The sequence below is a fragment of the Pseudomonas sp. NPDC090233 genome (genome assembly GCF_044772285.1).
Lineage (GTDB): Bacteria > Pseudomonadota > Gammaproteobacteria > Pseudomonadales > Pseudomonadaceae > Aquipseudomonas.
This window is the reverse complement of record NZ_JBIVYQ010000010.1, coordinates 1-16546: the sequence shown is the minus strand read 5'-3', so window position 1 is coordinate 16546 and position 16546 is coordinate 1. Positions and strand designations below refer to the sequence as shown.

Here is a 16546-nt window from a genome sequence, read left to right as displayed (position 1 = left end):
TTCGCGCCCCCTGAACCACCAGGGTGAAGGATTTATGGCGTTTTCAGCAGCATTGCAGGAACTGCGCCAAGTACACGAAAGAGAACGGCGTCTTGCGACGCCGTTGCTTCAGGTCAATCTGCCAGCCAACCCCATTCCCAATGCCGCAGGTTGTCATCGCGCAGGACGAAATCGCGCATGACCGCTTCGCGCAGCTCGTCGCCCATGCGGTAGCTGGCCGCCGGATCGGCCAAGTGCGAACGGATCGCCTGCAACCACTCCTCGGTACTGTTGCTGTAGACCCGTGTGCACGGCAGGTAGCCGCGATAGGCTTCGGTATCGGTGCAGATGGTCGGGTAGCCGCAGGCCCCGTATTCCAACAGGCGCAGGTTGCTTTTGCAGTCGTTGAAGATGTGGAATTCCAGCGGCGCCAGTGCCAGGTCGAGGTTGAGGCTGGCCAGCTTGGCCGGGTACGCCTGCAGGCTGACACCGGGGTGGAACTCATGGATGTAAGGCTTCAACGCCTCTGGGCACATGCCGAAGAACACCCACTCCACCTCCCCGGCCAGTTCGCGCACCACTTCGGCGATGATTTCCAGATCGCCGCTGTGGCTGGTGCCTCCCCCCCAGCCTACGCGTGGCTTGCTCGACGTGCCGCGGCGGCTCGGCGGCAGGTTCGCCCACAAGCGCGGCGCCAGCATATTCGGCACCACGCGGATGTCGCTGTGCATGTCCGCCAGCGCGTTGGCCAGCGCCTGGGTGGTCACGACCAGGCGGTCGCACAAGCCGATGCCACGGCGCAGGTGCTGCTCGATATCGGCCGGTTTGTTACGTGCGTGGCTGTTTTTCTTGGGCGCGCTGAGCACGTAGTCATCGATTTCGAATACCCGACGGGCATTGGAGAAACGCTTGATGCGCTCGATATCGCGCACCGAGTCGTCGGCATGGCGCAACTGCAGAATGATCACGTCGGGGTCCATCCGCGCCAGCTGCACCACGCTGGGCGATTCGTAGGCATAGCGCCCGACGATCCGTCCGGCCGCCTCCAGCTGGCTGAACGGCTCGGTGACCCGGTAATGCCCCACCGCACTGTCGTTCAGCGGCAACCCCAGCACCGACGGCAGGGCACGAGCGCACAACGGATTCCAGCTGCCCCGCAGGCTCGGCTCAAGGCTGAAATCGGCACTGGCCAGGCTCAGGCTGGGGTTGTAGGCCGGGTCGCGAACGACTTTGCTCAGCCAGCGCTCACAGAACAACTGTTGTTGCTCAAGCAATTGCTCATGGCTGAACTCGGCCTGGGCTGCCGGCCCATCGGCCTTGAGCAGCAGCGCATAAGGCGTACCCACCACCAGATAACCCTGGCGCCCTGCGCGCAGGCACAGGTCGACCTCGGCCAACCCCTGCCCAAGCCCTTGCCCAGCCAGCCCACCGAGGTCGTCGAATACCGCCTTGCGCACCATCAGGCAGTCGCTACCGACCGCACTCCAGTCCTGGACCACCTGCAAGCGCTGCAGGTATCCACGCGCCTGCAGGTCTTCCCCCGCAAAGGCCGGCCCAGCGCCACTGGACACACCCAGCACGCGCCCGGCCTCGACCACGCGCCCCTGGCCATCGACCAGCTTGGCGCCCACCACGGCAACTTCCGGGCGCCGGGCGTGCTGCAGCAGCTCATCCAGCCATTGGCCATCGAGCACTTGCAGTGAAGCATCGAGCAACAGCAAATATTCGCCACGGGCCTGCGCCGCTGCCGCGTCGATCAGCTGGACACGCAGACTGCTGTCCTGCTGTAGCACCCGCAGCATGCCCGCACCCAGCTCGGCCATTGCCTGCAGCCATTGCGCCATGCCCGCCTCGACCTGTGCACCCGCCACCAGCAGCAACTCATAATGGCCGTTGGCCGTGTGCTCGATCAGGCTTTGCACACAACCCTGGAGCCTGGCGAGGTCATCCCCGACGGGAATGATGATAGACACCAGCGCCGGGTGCTCATGCGGGTAGTCGACCCGGTTGAGCAGGGCGAGATCATCGTGGCGAATCCGGTGGACGACACCGAGGCGGTTCAAGTGCGCCGCCAACACGGGTTCACTTTGGGCGATCACTTCGGGCAGCGACAGCCACTGGGCAAAGCTCAGCGCCGACTGCACCTGGATTTCGGCAATGTGTTCGACCACCTGTGGGCCGCGGCTTTCGACCAGGCGCCAGAGCAAGTCATGCGGCGCCAGCTCGGCGAACGCCGGGTCGAGCCCACCCAGGTCGAGCATGGCTTCACGCGCGAATGCCAGCGCCCGCCCCACGTAGGGATAGCTGCGCAACAGATCCAGGTTGAAGCCTGGCTTGAACACCGGCTCGCCCGGTTGGCCGTCAAGCCAGGCCCCTTCGTCGCCATAGGCGCACGCCACCTCCGGGAACACCGCAACGCGCTCGGCGAGCAGCAAGACCGCCGACTCGCTCAGGCGATCACCGGCGCGCAGCAGGTAGATCCAGTCGGCATCGTGCAGCGAGGCCAACAGCAGGTTCAACTGCCGCGGCCAGTCCGCCTGCAACGGCTGGTGCACCAGCGGGATATCGCTCACGGGCAGTTGCTCGCCCAACAAGACGCAGGCATGCACCGGATACAGCTGCGCGGACAGGCTGTCGAAAGTCTGACGCAGCGCCTCGGCATCGCCGTCGACATCCAGCACCACCGGCACGATGCGCGGTTGCCGTGGCCAGGCCGCCACGGTCTGCGGCAACTGGCGGCGCTGGACCTCGCTGAACTGACGCGCGGCCAGCCACTGCTGGTACAGCTCGGCATAGCTTTCGCTATCGCTGCCCACACGCCCGCTCAGGCGCGTTGCCCAGTTGCTGATGATTCGCGCCACGCACAGCTCTTGCCACTGCCGCGGCTGCTGCTGCGCTTCGTGCAGCGGTACGTAGCGAACCCAGCCGCTGGCCGGTGCGGCTTCGCCGCTGCGCGCAGCGACCATCTGCAGCAGCCAGCGCCATTCCTGGGGGGCGCCCTGGGCAATGCCCGGTTGCTTGCTCAGGCGCTGCGGGTGCAGGCGTTCGAGCAAGCCGGGCTCGCTGAGCATGACCATGTTGCTACGCCGCATCAGGCAGGCGAACAGCGCCAGGTCGAGCAGCGCGACAAAACTCTGGCCTTCGCCGGTCAGCGCCTGCAACCACTGCAGCGCCTGCTCGCGGCGCATCAGCGCGGCCGAGAAGTTGCCGAGGAAGTTGACCGGCCGACCGTCGAGCAACGCCAGCATGTCCTCGCCCTTGAACAGGCTGTCGACATTGGCAAAGCGCGCGTTGGCCAGGCGCATCGGCAGGATGAAGTTGTTCTCGTCGGCCAGCAGGCGCTGCGACATCACCAGGCCCACCTCGTCATGCGTCTGCAGGACTTCGGCCTGGCGCGCCACGCAGTGCGGGAACAGCCGGTCATCGTCACACAATAGCTTGACCAGTGAGCCGCGCGCCTGCGTCAGGCCGTGCAGCAGATTGCCGATGAACCCCATGCGCGGGGTGTTGCGCAGGTAACGCAGACGCGCGCCCTGCTCCGCCTGCGCGGCGCGAACGATCGCCTCGATCTCGTCGCCCTCGCTGTCATCGCAAACCAAAACCTCCAGTTCGGCATGGGTCTGGCCGAGGGCACTTTCCAAGGCCATCGCAAAGAAACGTGGGTTGTAGGCAGGGATGACGATACTGACGAGCGGCTTTTCGTTCACGTTGACGACCTTGGAAAAAAAAGTGCGCCGCACCTGACGGTGACGGCGCACGTTTGACTGCGCACGGGGCGCTATCAGATGTAGTTGACCAGCGACAGCCCGGCGACCTTGGCATAGGCCTGCAGCGAGGCTTGCAGCATGTTGGTCTGCAACTGCAGGCGCACCATGACTTCAGCCGGGTCGCTTTCGCGGATCGAGCTTTGCGTCTTGGTGTTCTCGGCGCTCAGCGCTTCGTTGGTTTCGGCCTGCACGTCCAGCGCCTGACCACGGCCACCGATCGAGGCGATCGACGAGGTCACCTGGTTGGTCGCGCTGCCGATGTTGCCGATGGCCGAGTCCAGTGCCGCCTTCAATTTCTGCTGGGCCTCGGGGTCACCATCGACCGGGCTGTTGAGTGCCGCACGCAGTTGGCCAATGGTGTCGAGGACGTTCTGGGTCTGATGGGTGTCGACCTTGATGCCGAACGAGTCGCCCGCGCTCGGTGCACCCGACAGCTCGAATTCGACGCCCATCGCCGTGGCAGTAGTGCCGCTCAGGGTGCCGGTGGAGATCGGCTTGCTGTTGGCACTGACCGGCGAGGCATACAGTTCGAAATCGGTCGCGCTGGTGAACTTGAGCACCGCGCCTTCCGGGAAGGCGGCCTGGTAGGCGGCCTGGTCGGTGATCTTGGCACTGGTCACCTGGGTCGACGAAGGATTGCCCGGGCTGCGCGTGCCAGTGATCTCGTCGGCCTTGGAGCTGAGGCTGAAGGTGTGGCCGGCGATCGCGGCATCCGGATTGGCTTCATCACCCGCCTTGAAGCTGATGTCCAGGCGCAGGTCGACGCCACGGAAGCTGATCATGGTGTTCTCGCCCTTGGGGTCGAACTTGCCCCCTTGGGTGGCTTCGAGGGTCACGTCGTTGCCGCTGGCATCGGTGATCTTGAACTCGGTGCTGCTGGTGAATTCGACGCTGTACGGCTCGCCGCTGCGGAAGCGATCGTTATAGGTCGAGCTACCGGAAACCTGGCCGTTGGACAGGCTGACCCGGCCATCGTCGACCGCCGGCGAGGTCAGGCGCGTTTCGCTGCGGCTGGTATTCAGCGCCTGCTCGAAGGCATCGTAGCCGTTCTCGTTGGCCGCCAGGCTGATCATGTCGCCCACCTGCAGCTTCAGCTGGCCCTGGTCGCCCTGATAGCTGTAGGTGCCGTCGGCGTTGCGTACATAGGGCTGGGTATCGCCCTTGGAGCCGGAGAACAGGTACTTGCCGTTCTCGTCCTTGCTGTTCATCAGGGTGAACAGCTGCTGCTCCAGCGAGTCCAGTTCGGCGGCATTGGCCTTGCGGTCGGCGTCGGTGAAGCCGGCGTTACCGGAGCTTACCGCCAGTTCGTTGACCCGCTGCAGGATGGTGCCGATCGAGTTCAGGGTGCTTTCGGCGCTGCCCAGGGCGTTGCGCACGGTGGTGATATTGCCCTGGTACTGATTGAGCATGTTCTGCTGCTGCTCAAGCTGCAGCAGGCGCGCCGCGCCAACCGGATCGTCGGCGGCGGTGCGCACGCGGATGCCGTCGCTGGCCTCTTGCTGAGTTTTCACCGTACTGGCGAAATTCTTCTGATAGTTGGCCTGGTTGGTGTTGTAGAACTGCGAAGTAGAGATGCGTACGCTCACGATCTACGGCTCCTTAAAGACTGTTGATCAGGGTGGCGAAGGTTTCCTGGGCCGCCTTGATGATCTGCGACGACGCGGTGTAGTACTGCTGGAACTTGATCAGGTTGCCGGTCTCTTCGTCGATCGACACGCCCGACAGGCCGTTACGGCTGTCTTGTGCAGAGGTGTGCAGCGCCGTGGTGGCATCGCTGTCCATCTGCGCCTGGCCGGCCTTGCCGCCGACGTTGGACACCAGCTTGGCGTAGGCATCGGTGAAGCTGATGCCCTTGCCGTCGGCGCCGACTTCGACGGTGGACTTGGTCTGCAGGTCGATCACCGACTGGCCGTTGCGGTTATCCGCCGAGCCTGCGCCAGTCAGCGCCACGGTGTAGCTGTCGCCATTCTTCGGGGCGCCGGAGACGCTCATCTCGAAGGTGAAGTTGCCGCCCAGCGAGTTGCCGTTGGCATCGACCATCGGCACCGACAGCTGCAGCTTGTTTTCCTGGCCCGGCACGATGGTGCCGCTGCCGATTTCGGTGCCCTTGGCGTCGTACATCTTGTACGCCTGGGGCGAGGTGGTTTCGTCACCGAACACCAGCTTGACCGGGGTCGAATACTTAAGGCCGTTCTGCAGCTGGGTACGCTGGGCGGCGTCGTATATATCCAGTTCGGTGGTCAGCGTCGGCTGGCTGATCACGCCCGTGCCCTTGTTGCCGGAACCGCTGGTGGCGGTCAGCGGCGACGCCAGCGCCAGGCGCTTGGGGTCGGTGAGCACGGTGTCGATGTTGGCCGCGGCGTTGCGGGTCGGGGTGATCTTGAAGCTGTCACCGGCGCTCAGGCCACCGCCATTGAGCGACAGGCTGAAACCGTCGATCACGGGTGGTGGGTTGTCGGTCAGGTCGAAACTGCCCATGTCGGTGCCTTCGGGCAGCTTGCGCACGTTGTAGCCGGTGGCGCTGGTGAAGGTCACCTGGTAGTCGCTGGTGGACAGCTTGCCGGTGTCCTTGATGGTCACATCGAGGTTGCCGGAACCGGCGCTGTTGCCGGTCTTGGCAATGCTGCGCTGGGCGATGGCGGCGGCGCTGTTGATGTCGCCGAACAGGGTGGCGCCGAAGTCGCCATTCTTGTCGATGCCTTGGGCCAGTTGGCTGTTGATCGCGTCGGCCACCACCAGGGCCACGCGGCCCAGCTCGTTGAGCGCAGGGTCCAGGGTTTCCTTGCGGTAGCGCAGCAGGCCGCCGATTTCACCACCGCTGGTGCTGCTGGTGATGTCCATCTTGGTCGAGCCGCGGTTGAGGATCAGGCTCATGCGGGTCGGGTCGGTGGCACTCGGCTCGACGCCGATGGTCTGGGTGGTGTTGCCCAGCACCAGCGCCTGGCCGTTCTTCAGGTAGATGTCGTAGTTGCCGTTCTTCTGCTCTACCACATCGGCGCCGATCAGCGCCGTCAACTCGCGCACCGCGCCATCGCGCTGGTCGAGCAGGTCGTTGGGCTGGCCGTTGATGGCGCTCAGCTTGGAGATCTGGCCGTTGAGGTCGGCGATGGTCTTGGTCAGGTTGTTGACCTGGGTAGCCATCGACCCCAGATTGGCGTTGATGTTGCTGTTCTGCTGGTTGAGCTGCGACGACAAGGTATTGAAGCGCTTGGCCAGGGACTGGGCGCTGGTCAGCAGCAACTGGCGCGAGGCGTCTTCGGTCGGCTTGGCGGCGGCATCCTGCATGGCCGTGAAGAAGCTCTGCAGCGCGGCGGTGATGCCGGTGTCACTGCTGGACAGGGCGGTGTCCAACGGCGTGATCTGGTCCAGGTACGAGGAGGCCTCGCTGCTCAGCGACGTGGTGGTGCGCAGCTGGTTCTCGAGGAACGCGTTGTACACCCGGCGCACATCGGCCAGCGTGGTGCCGCTGCCGATGAAGACCTGGCCGACCTGCTGGCCGCCCTTGGTCTTCTGTACGTTCTGCTGGCGCGAATAGCTCTCGACGTCGGCGTTGGCGATGTTGTTACCGAGGGTGTACATCCCCGATTGCGCGGCGCCAAGCCCCGACATACCAATATTGATCAGACTCGCCATGGTTCCATGCCCTTAAAGTTTCGTTGTGGTACCGAGCGTTGCGTATTGCTCGTACGACTGCATCTGCTTTGCTATCTGCGAGATCTTGCTGGCGTAATTCGGGTCGGTGGCGTACCCGGCCTTTTGCAACTCTTGCACGAACTGTTCTGGTTTATCGGCTGCCTTCACCGCATCTTGATAGCGGGAGTTGTTCTGCAGCAGGCTGACCAGGTCGTGGAAGCTGTCCTGGTAGGAATCGTAGGAACGGAACGCCGCGGTCTCCTTGACGAACTGGCCGTCGCGGAACTCGCTGGTGATCGCTCGCGCCGAATCGCCTTGCCAGTTGCCGCTGGCCTTGATGCCGAACAGGTTGTGGCTGCTGCTGCCATCGCTGTTGCGCATCACCGACTTGCCCCAACCGGTTTCCAGCGCCGCCTGGGCCACCAGGTAGCGGGGGTCGATACCGATGCGCTTGGCGGCCTGTTCGGCCATCGGCAGCATGGTGGCGACGAATTCATCGCTGTCGGCAAAGGCCTTTTTCGGCGCCAGCGGTGGCTGCGCCACGGCGCGGCCGGTGATGCGCAGACCGTTGTCCGGGACGGCAATGGCCCTGGCCACCTGCTGCCCATCCCGCGCCGGCACGGCGGCGGTATTGGTGCTGGCAGCCGGGTTGGTAGCCGAAGGCACGATACCCGCCAGCAGGCGGTCGGTGAGCTTGCCCGGCAACGCCAGGCGCCGCGAATTGAGCGCGGCGACGTCGTTGCGGCTGGCCGACTGGGCGGCGTGCACCGGCTCGGCCACCTTGTTGCCCCACAGCGTCGGGGCATTGCCCTCGATGCGCGGGAACGGGCTGGTGTTGGCCGGGGTGCTCTTGTTTTTCGACAGCTGGCGCACCAGCACGTCCTGCAGGCCGATACCACCGCCCTCGCGGGACATGCTCACGGCCAACTGCTGGTCGTACATGTCGCGGTACTGCTTGACCGTCTCGCTGTTCATCGGGTTGTCGTCGGCCAGCACATCGCTGGCCTTGCGCGAGGCCTTGAGCATCTCGCTGATGAACAGCGACTCGAATTCCTGGGCCACCTTGCGCACGTTGGCGTCGCTGTCGCGGTCGCCGTGCTTGAGCGAGCTCAGGCGGTTGAGGTCGGTGTAGGCGCCGCTGTCGGCGGTGCTGGAAACCAGGCTTTTCGAATTCATCCGTGGCGTCCTCAGATCACGATCAGGTCGGCCTGCAAGGCGCCGGCCTGTTTCAGGGCTTCGAGGATCGCCATCAGGTCGCTAGGCGCCGCGCCGACCTGGTTCACCGCGCGGACGATTTCATCCAGCGTGGTGCCCGGGCCGAACTTGAACATCGGCTTGGCTTCCTGTTGCGCATTCACCCGCGAGCGCGGCACCACGGCGGTCTCACCGTTGGAAAACGGCCCCGGCTGGCTGACGATCGGGTCTTCGGTAATGGTCACGGTCAGGCTGCCGTGGGTCACCGCTGCCGGCGAGACCTTGACGTTCTGGCCGATGACGATGGTGCCGGTCCGCGAGTTGATGATGACTTTGGCCACGGCCTGGCCTGGGTCGATCTCAAGGTTCTCAAGAATCGACAGGTAATCGACGCGCTGGCTCGGGTCCATCGGCGCGCTGACACGCACCGAACCACCATCCACGGCCTGGGCCACGCCTGGGCCGAGCAGTTCGTTGACCTTGTCGACGATGCGCTTGGCGGTGGTGAAGTCAGGGCGGTTGAGGTTCAGGGTCAGGGTGTTGCCCTGGTTGAAGCCGCTCGGCACGGCACGCTCGACCGAGGCGCCACCAGGGATGCGGCCCGCCGACGGAACGTTGACGGTGATCTTCGAGCCGTCGCGGCCTTCGGCGTCGAAGCCGCCAACCACCAGGTTGCCCTGGGCGATGGCGTAGACGTTGCCGTCGATCCCTTTGAGCGGGGTCATCAGCAGGCTGCCGCCGCGCAGGCTCTTGGAGTTACCGATCGACGACACGGTGATGTCCACCACCTGGCCGGGTTTGGCGAACGCCGGCAGGTCGGCATGCACCGACACTGCGGCGACGTTTTTCAGCTGCACGTTACCGGAGCCGGCCGGCACCTTGATGCCGAACTGCGACAGCATGTTGTTGAAGGTCTGCAGGGTGAACGGCGTCTGGGTGGTCTGGTCACCCGTGCCGTTGAGCCCCACCACCAAGCCGTAGCCGATCAACTGGTTGGAACGCACGCCAGAAATGCTGGCGATGTCCTTCAGGCGCTCGGCATGGGCGCCGAACGCACAGGACAGAAGCAAGGTTGCGGCAATCAGCTGCCTGACGTTGAACATGTTCATCCGTACTCAGAAAGGCCAAAGCGGGCTGATGAAGAAGCGGTCGAGCCAACCGGGCTGGCTGGCATCGGCGAACGAGCCGGTGCCCGAATAGGTGATGCGCGCATCGGCCACGCGGGTGGACGGCACGGTGTTGTCGGTGGCGATGTCGTCGGCGCGGATCAGGCCGGCGATGCGCACCAGCTCCTCGCCAGTGTTCAGGGTCAGCCATTTCTCGCCGCGCACGGCGATGATGCCGTTGGGCAGCACTTCGGCGACGGTCACGGTGACCGAGCCGGTCAGGGTGTTGCCCTGGGTGGCCTTGCTGTCGCCCTTGGTGGTGCGGTCACCGCTGTAGCCAGCTTCGAGCGAGAGGTCGCCACCGCCGAACGGGTTGTTGGTGTTCGGTGTGGCGCCGAACAGCGAGGTCAGGCCGATGTCTGCCTTGCTGTTTTTCTGGATCTGCGAACCGGCATTCTTGCTCGCCGAAGTTCGCTCGTTAAGGGTGATAGTGATGATGTCACCCACCCGGAACGCCTTACGGTCGGTGTACAGGTTCTGGTCGAAGCCGGCCTGGTAGATCGAACCGTTGTTGGCCGCGGCCGGCAATGGGGTGCGCGGCAGGACCGGCGCATAGTACGGGTCGTTGGGCTTGGGCGTCGGCGCGACGCAACCAGCCAGAACCACCACCCCCCCCAGGGCGAATACGGACAACAAACGCTTCATGACGCATACCTCACGGTGTAACGGAACCTGGTGGGCTTACAGCTGCTGGGTGACGAACGACAGCATCTGGTCTGCGGTGGAAATGACCTTGGAGTTCATTTCGTAGGCGCGCTGAGTGGTGATCATGTTCACCAGCTCTTCCACGGTGCTGACGTTGGAGTTTTCCAGGGTCTGCTGCAGGGTGGTGCCGAAGCCGTTCAGGCCTGGAGTACCCACCTGTGGCGCGCCGCTGGCGGCGGTTTCCAGGAACAGGTTCTCGCCGATAGCCTGCAGGCCTGCCGGGTTGATGAAGTCGGCGGTCTGGATGTTGCCGATGACCTGCGCGGCCGGGTTGCCGGCGGTGGTGATCGACACGGTGCCGTCCTGGCCGACGGTGAAGGTCTGGGCGTCGTTCGGCACGACGATCGCAGGCTCCAGGGCAAAGCCGTTGGCGGTGACGATTTGGCCATCGGAGTTCAGGTGGAAGGTACCGTCACGGGTGTACGAGACAGTGCCGTCCGGCTGCAGGACCTGGAAGAAACCACGGCCATTGACCGCCATGTCCAGCGGGTTTTCGGTGGTCTGCAGGCTGCCGGTCTGGAAGTTTTTCTGGGTGCCGACGATGCGCACACCGGTACCGACCTGCAGGCCCGACGGCAGCTCGCTGTCCTGAGTGGACTGCGCGCCTGGCTGGCGTTTGATCTGGTACAGCAGGTCCTGGAATTCAGCGCGGTCGCGCTTGAAACCGGTGGTCGAAACGTTGGCCAGGTTGTTGGAAATGACCGTGAGATTGGTGTCCTGGGCGGACAGGCCGGTTTTAGCGACCCAAAGAGCCGGAAGCATCAGTATTCTCCTCGTGCGCCTGTTTTACGGCACCCGTTCAAGTGTGGTTAGCCGATTTGCAAAACACGCGCCATGGCTTCATCGCCTTCCTTGGCCGCGTTCATCATCTTCACGTGCAGTTCGAATTGGCGGGACAGCGCCAGCACCGAGGTCATTTCCTCGACGGCATTGACGTTGCTGCCTTCGAGAAAGCCCGACACCACCTTGACGTTGACGTCGGCTGCCGCTGGCTGGCCATTGGTGGTGTGGATCAAGCCGTCGAGGCCCTTGGTCATGCCCTTGGTGTCCGGGTTGACCAGCTTGATGCGGTCGACCTCGGCCATCACCCGCGGGTCTTCACCCATGGAGCGGATGCTGATGGTGCCATCGGAGCCGACTTCGACTTTCTGCTCTGGCGGAATGGCGATCGGGCCGCCGTTGCCGATCACCGGCATGCCATTGCCGGCGCGCAATACGCCGAGGGCATCGATGTTCAGGCTGCCGGTGCGCACATAGGCTTCGCTGCCGTCCGGGGCCTGCACGGCGATGAAGCCCTGGCCACTCACGGCCACGTCCAGGTCACGCCCGGTCTCGATCATCGGCCCTTCGCTGAAGTCGGTGGCGGGACGCTCGGTCATGGCGAAGGCCCGCGACGGAAAGCTGTCGCCGAACACCGGCATCGAGCGCGCCTGCTCCAGGTCACGCTGGAAACCATTGGTGGAAATGTTCGCCAGGTTGTTGGCATGGGCCTTCTGCGCCAGCGCGTTCTGGCTGGCGCCGGTCATGGCCACGTAAAGCATCTTGTCCACAGTCATCCTCCGCTGCACTGGCGATCGCTTGCCGCTCGCCGTTGCTGTGCAGGCACTAAAGCAAGTTCCGAACCAACTTTTAAAAATTGGGAAAAGGCCCGTGAATACGGGCTTTTGCGGGATAGGGTGATGAGAGGAACGCCGGTTATCCGGCGCCGGATTGCCGGTGGCGGCAAAGGGGTGTGTCGTCAGTGCCGGCCTCTTCGCGGCTAAAGCCGCTCTCACAGGGACCGTACTGAATCTGTGGGAGCGGCTTTAGCCGCGAAGAGGCCGGCACAGGATTCACCGATCCCGGCACCCACCATTGTTGTAGGGCCCGGCAAACCGCTTCCAGCCCTCCCCCGGCGGCCACTGCGAGCACACCAGGCGCCCATCCACCTGACTCTCCCAACGCCACCAGGGCGCCGGGCCTGCCTGCACCTGGTACAGACAGAACATCGCCAGCAATGCCACAAGCCACTTCTTCATGATGCCTCCGGCAAAAACGACGAACCCCTTCACGACAAAGGGGTTCGCCTTCACGCCATCAACCCGCGACCATCAGGTCATCTGGATGATGGTCTGCATGATGGTGCTTTCGGTGGAGATGGTCTTGGCGTTCGCCTGGTAGTTGCTCTGCGCCTTGATCAGCTCGACCAGCTCCTGGGTCAGGTTGACGTTGGAGCCTTCCAGCGCGTTGGACTCCACGCTGCCCAGGGTGCCGGTCTTCGGCGCATCGATGCCGGGAATGCCGGACGCGTAGGTTTCAGTCCAGCGAGTACCGCCAACCTGCTGCAGGCCCTGCTCGTTGGCGAAGCTGGCCAGGGCCACCTGGCCGATGGCGCGCGACTGCTGGTTGCTGAAGCTGGCGAACAGCACGCCGGTGGAGTCGATGCTCAGGCTCGACAGGATGCCGGTGGCGTAACCGTCCTGGGACTGCGACATGCGCGCTGTCTCGGTGTTGTAGGAGGTGGTGCTGTTCATCGATAGCTTCATGCCGTCGGCATTGCCGGTTGCACCGTTGGACGCCCAGTTGCCCGAGGCATCTTCAACCGCAGGCACCCAACCAGTCATGGTGAAGGTGTTGTTGGTCACGGTGAACGACGAACCGGTCGGGTGGTCGGTGTTGTCAGCCGTCATGGCCTTCACCGAGCCATCGCTGTTGAAGCTGATGGTGCCGGTCAGTGGCGTGGTGGAAGACGGATCGAACGGGTTGCGGCCGTCGACCAGGGTGTACATGGTCCACTCATTGGTGCCGGTCTTGCGGTAGTACTGCTCCATGGTGTGCTCGTTACCCTGGCTGTCGTACACCTTGGTCGGGAACGACTTGGTGTAGGTCGACTCGTCAGTCGGGTCGAAGGCCAGGTTGGGGACCATGTTGCCGGAGCCATCGTCGATTTCCAGCGGAATGTCTTTGGCCGAGGAGTTCAGGTTGATGCCCTGGTCGATCAGCGAGGTGGACTTGGGCTGCAGTGCCGAGGTGTCGATCTGCAGGTCGGTCAGCACGCCCTTGGCGATCTTGCCAGTGGAATCGGCGGCGTAGCCTTGCAGGCGCAGGCCGTCCGAGGTGACCACGAAGTTGTCCTTGTCAGCCTGGAAGGCACCGGCACGGGTATAGACGCGCGAGCCGTTGTCGGACAGCACGAAAAAGCCCTGGCCCTGGATGCCCATGTCCAGCACGTTGCCGGTGGTGTTGACGTCACCTTGGGTGAACTGCTGCGACACCGCCGCCAGGCGCACGCCGTTGCCGACCTGGTTCTTGCCCACGCCCAGACGGTTGGCGCCGGCGTAGACGTCGGCGAACTCGGCACGCGACGATTTGAAACCGGTGGTGTTGACGTTGGCGATGTTGTTGCCGGTAACGTCCAGCTGCTTGTTGGCTGCGTACAGACCGCTAAGGCCGATATTGAAAGACATGAATTCGCTCCTGTGCCGCGCTAGCGGGCCTTAGATACCGATGGTTTGTACGTCGGAGAGGGAAACTTTGCCGACACCCGCGAGGTTGAGCACCATTTCGCCGGTGGCGTTGAAGCTGACGCTGGTCACCTTGGCCGGCAGCAGGGTGCTCATCTGCACCGACTGGCCATCCACGGTGGTGCTGGCGGTGAAGGTGTAGGTACCCGGGTCGACCTTCTCGCCGCTGTTGTTGGTGCCATCCCAGATGAAGTCGGCATAACCGGCTTTCTGCTCGCCCAGCTCGATGGTCTTGACGGTGTTGCCGTCCTTGTCCTTGATGGTGATCTTCGCTTCGCTGATCGCCTGCGGCACCACGAACTGCGCATTGAAGCTCTCGGCGGTATCGACCACGGCCTTGTCGTTCTGCACGACCACCGAACGGCCGACCAGCGACGACGCCTGCAGGGCCTGGGACGAGGCCATGGCGTTGGTGATGCTGGTGACCGAATCGTTCAGCGAGGTGATGCCTTCGAGGCTGCTGAACTGCGCCAACTGCGCCACGAACTCGCCGTTGTCCTGCGGGTCCAGCGGGTTCTGGTGCTGCATCTGGGTAACCAGCAGCTGCAGGAACGCGTCCTTGCCGAGCGTGTCGGTACCGGTCTTGGACGCGGTATCGGCGGTTTTCTTGGTGGTACCACCTACACCCGATGCCGTCAGGACATCGTTGAGGTTCACACCGCTGGTGCTATCGACTGCCATGGTCTGGATTCCTTATCACTGACCCAGGGTCAGGACTTTCTGCATCATGTTCTTGGCGGTGTTCATCAACTCGGCGTTGGTCTGGAACGCCCGGCTGGCGGAGATCATGTCAGCCATCTCCTCGACCACGTTGACGTTCGGGTAATAGACGTAGCCGTCCTTGTTCGCCGCTGGATGATTGGGCTCGTAGCGCGCTTCCAGATTGCTCTGGTCTTCGATGATGCCCTTGACCTGCACGCCCTGCCCCGCCTCGCCCTGGTCCTCGAACAGTGACTGGCTGCCGCCGCTCTGGGCGGTCTGGAAGGTGGTGGCGAATACTGGGTGGCGCGCGCGGTAGGTCTGGTCGATGCTCGACGAGACGGTCTCGGCGTTGGCGATGTTCGAGGCGACGGTGTTGAGGCGGGTGTTCTGCGCACTCATGCCGCTACCGGCAATGTTGAAAACGCTGGACAGGGACATGGTTATTCTCCGCGCAGGGCCGATACCAGCCCTTTGAATTTGCTGTTGAGCAAGGTGAAGCTGGCCTGGAAGCCCATGGCGTTTTCCGTGTAGTTCGCTTGCTCGACCTGGGCGTCCACGGTGTTCTGGTCGATCGACGGCTGGGTCGGCGTGCGGTACTGCAGCGTGTCGTCGGCCATCGCCAGGCCTTCAGCCTCGATGTGACGGCTGTTGGTTCGGTCCATGGCGAAGCGGCCACCGGTTTGCTGCTTCTGGCTTTCGGCGGCGAGCACCGAAGAGAAGTCCAGGTCACGCGCCTTGTAGTTGGGCGTGTCAGCGTTGGCGATGTTGTTGGCCAGCACTTCGGCGCGCTGGGCGCGGAAGCCCAGGGCCTTTTCATGGATGCCAAGCGCCTTGTCGAAACTGATGCTCATGTCGGGGAAACCTTCGAAGGTTGACCGGAAACTTGTTGGCCAAGCTATAGCAAGGGCTGTGCCAACCGGTTGAAAGCCCGAAAACACTGGGCTGCGACATGAATCATTGACGGCTTGCTGCCAGAAAAGCGGCAAAGTGCTTCCGCTTGATGAGGGGAAAGCGGCAATTGCCGGGTGGCAAAAGCGGCAAAACAAAAAATTGACGTCAGCCGTTTTGCAGAGATCGAGCCGGTAGTCATTCAACAATGACCAGCACAACGTCATGACGAAAGTTCCTACAGCGTTTTAGGAATGCATCAACTGCCCCGCGAATCACTTCCTCGCTAGTGTTCAGGCCCTCATTGAAGCGCACATCAGGCCGCCAACGGACCTTTGTCGACTGATCGGCGCCATATGCACAGGGAGCTAGTCATGAGCATCAGCAACGCCATCGACCTCGCCACGCGCCAGGCCATCACCAATCCACAGCTGACCTGCAACACCTGCCGCCGCTCCGGCCTGCCCATCCTGCTGTTGCGCACCGCCTACGCGCCGCACCCGCGCAAAACCCAGTCCTACCGCCTGGCCGTCGACAGCGAAATCACTCACCTGCCCATGCGCACCGACCAGTTGCGCACCCTGCGCCAGGGCTACGTCTACGTCCTGCTCGACCAGCAGATCTGGCAGGCTTACCAGGTCACGCCTGAAGGCGCACTGCGCCAATTCTCGCCGCTGCAACCACCGCTGGCACCGGGCAAACCGCTGCCCGAGCATTGCGCCACGCAGTGTCACGACGTGATCGCCGCCTTCATCAACATCAACACCCTGCTCTACAGCAAGGCCTGGATCGCCTTCGCCAACGACCCCTGGCCGCGTGAGGTGCTGGACTTCTACCGCGACGGGATTGCCAGCAATACGCCAGACTGCGTCGGCCGTTTCGTCGAGCTGGACCTGAACGTCGCCCGCAACGACCCCGCCAGCGTCGGCATTGCCATGACCGAAACCGATCTTGGCCTCGACGACGTCCTCGAATATGCCAGCGCTTACGCCGGCAAGTATTCCAGCGT

General features: G+C 63.5%; 14 protein-coding genes. 1 reads left to right on the top strand and 13 read right to left on the bottom strand.

Annotation, left to right across the window (positions count from 1 at the left end):
• Positions 1-113: 113 nt before the first annotated feature.
• The 13 genes from ACIQUF_RS23995 to flgB all read right to left on the bottom strand — a co-directional run bounded on the left by ACIQUF_RS23995 (position 114) and on the right by flgB (position 15500).
• The gene (locus ACIQUF_RS23995) at positions 114-3686 is read right to left on the bottom strand and encodes a glycosyltransferase (RefSeq protein ID WP_403136094.1); all 3573 of its coding nucleotides are present in this window, start codon (positions 3684-3686) and stop codon (positions 114-116) included.
• Between the two features lie 74 nt (positions 3687-3760).
• Positions 3761-5332, bottom strand: coding sequence for a flagellar hook-associated protein 3 (locus ACIQUF_RS23990; protein WP_403136092.1), 1572 nt, complete (start codon positions 5330-5332; stop codon positions 3761-3763).
• Between the two features lie 13 nt (positions 5333-5345).
• Complete coding sequence (gene flgK / locus ACIQUF_RS23985) at positions 5346-7379, bottom strand: flagellar hook-associated protein FlgK (protein WP_403136090.1); 2034 nt, start codon at positions 7377-7379, stop codon at positions 5346-5348.
• 12 nt (positions 7380-7391) lie between these two features.
• Positions 7392-8555: a flagellar assembly peptidoglycan hydrolase FlgJ gene (gene flgJ / locus ACIQUF_RS23980; RefSeq protein ID WP_403136089.1), complete on the bottom strand. Its 1164-nt coding sequence runs from the start codon at positions 8553-8555 to the stop codon at positions 7392-7394.
• A gap of 11 nt (positions 8556-8566) precedes the next feature.
• Entirely contained in the window at positions 8567-9676 is a 1110-nt protein-coding gene (locus ACIQUF_RS23975) for a flagellar basal body P-ring protein FlgI (RefSeq protein WP_403136088.1), read from the bottom strand.
• 12 nt (positions 9677-9688) lie between these two features.
• Positions 9689-10384, bottom strand: a complete 696-nt coding sequence (flgH, locus tag ACIQUF_RS23970) for a flagellar basal body L-ring protein FlgH (RefSeq protein ID WP_400795169.1) — start codon at positions 10382-10384, stop codon at positions 9689-9691.
• 36 nt (positions 10385-10420) lie between these two features.
• Positions 10421-11206 (bottom strand): flagellar basal-body rod protein FlgG, encoded by a 786-nt coding sequence (gene flgG / locus ACIQUF_RS23965; protein WP_054900084.1) that lies wholly within the window; start codon positions 11204-11206, stop codon positions 10421-10423.
• A gap of 47 nt (positions 11207-11253) precedes the next feature.
• Positions 11254-11994 carry a flagellar basal-body rod protein FlgF gene (gene flgF, locus ACIQUF_RS23960; protein ID WP_400795171.1) on the bottom strand — a complete coding sequence of 247 codons (741 nt, stop codon included), beginning with the start codon at positions 11992-11994 and terminating at the stop codon, positions 11254-11256.
• A 282-nt stretch (positions 11995-12276) separates the two neighbouring features.
• On the bottom strand, positions 12277-12462 hold the full coding sequence (locus ACIQUF_RS23955; RefSeq protein ID WP_403136087.1) for a hypothetical protein: 186 nt from the start codon (positions 12460-12462) through the stop codon (positions 12277-12279).
• Positions 12463-12534: 72 nt separating this feature from the next.
• Positions 12535-13890 (bottom strand): flagellar hook protein FlgE, encoded by a 1356-nt coding sequence (gene flgE, locus ACIQUF_RS23950; protein ID WP_403136085.1) that lies wholly within the window; start codon positions 13888-13890, stop codon positions 12535-12537.
• Positions 13891-13920: 30 nt separating this feature from the next.
• Positions 13921-14628, bottom strand: coding sequence for a flagellar hook assembly protein FlgD (flgD, locus tag ACIQUF_RS23945; protein WP_403136084.1), 708 nt, complete (start codon positions 14626-14628; stop codon positions 13921-13923).
• A 15-nt stretch (positions 14629-14643) separates the two neighbouring features.
• A complete protein-coding gene (gene flgC, locus ACIQUF_RS23940; protein WP_403136082.1) occupies positions 14644-15087 on the bottom strand; it encodes a flagellar basal body rod protein FlgC in 444 nt (147 codons plus the stop codon).
• Positions 15088-15089: 2 nt separating this feature from the next.
• Positions 15090-15500, bottom strand: a complete 411-nt coding sequence (gene flgB / locus ACIQUF_RS23935) for a flagellar basal body rod protein FlgB (RefSeq protein WP_403136079.1) — start codon at positions 15498-15500, stop codon at positions 15090-15092.
• Between the two features lie 411 nt (positions 15501-15911).
• On the opposite strand from flgB, the gene ACIQUF_RS23930 reads away from it, so the two are divergent.
• A partial coding sequence (locus ACIQUF_RS23930) for a T6SS effector BTH_I2691 family protein (protein WP_403136077.1) occupies positions 15912-16546 on the top strand: 635 nt, incomplete at its 3' end.

Excerpts from the sequence above, each read along its gene's own strand:
- flgK (WP_403136090.1), bottom strand. The coding sequence starts at position 7,379 with ATGGCGAGTCTGATCAATATTGGTATGTCGGGGCTTGGCGCCGCGCAA.
- ACIQUF_RS23975 (WP_403136088.1), bottom strand. The coding sequence starts at position 9,676 with ATGTTCAACGTCAGGCAGCTGATTGCCGCAACCTTGCTTCTGTCCTGT.
- flgE (WP_403136085.1), bottom strand. The coding sequence starts at position 13,890 with ATGTCTTTCAATATCGGCCTTAGCGGTCTGTACGCAGCCAACAAGCAG.
- flgD (WP_403136084.1), bottom strand. The coding sequence starts at position 14,628 with ATGGCAGTCGATAGCACCAGCGGTGTGAACCTCAACGATGTCCTGACG.
- flgG (WP_054900084.1), bottom strand. The coding sequence starts at position 11,206 with ATGCTTCCGGCTCTTTGGGTCGCTAAAACCGGCCTGTCCGCCCAGGAC.
- flgJ (WP_403136089.1), bottom strand. The coding sequence starts at position 8,555 with ATGAATTCGAAAAGCCTGGTTTCCAGCACCGCCGACAGCGGCGCCTAC.
- flgC (WP_403136082.1), bottom strand. The coding sequence starts at position 15,087 with ATGTCCCTGTCCAGCGTTTTCAACATTGCCGGTAGCGGCATGAGTGCG.
- ACIQUF_RS23955 (WP_403136087.1), bottom strand. The coding sequence starts at position 12,462 with ATGAAGAAGTGGCTTGTGGCATTGCTGGCGATGTTCTGTCTGTACCAG.
- flgB (WP_403136079.1), bottom strand. The coding sequence starts at position 15,500 with ATGAGCATCAGTTTCGACAAGGCGCTTGGCATCCATGAAAAGGCCCTG.
- flgH (WP_400795169.1), bottom strand. The coding sequence starts at position 10,384 with ATGAAGCGTTTGTTGTCCGTATTCGCCCTGGGGGGGGTGGTGGTTCTG.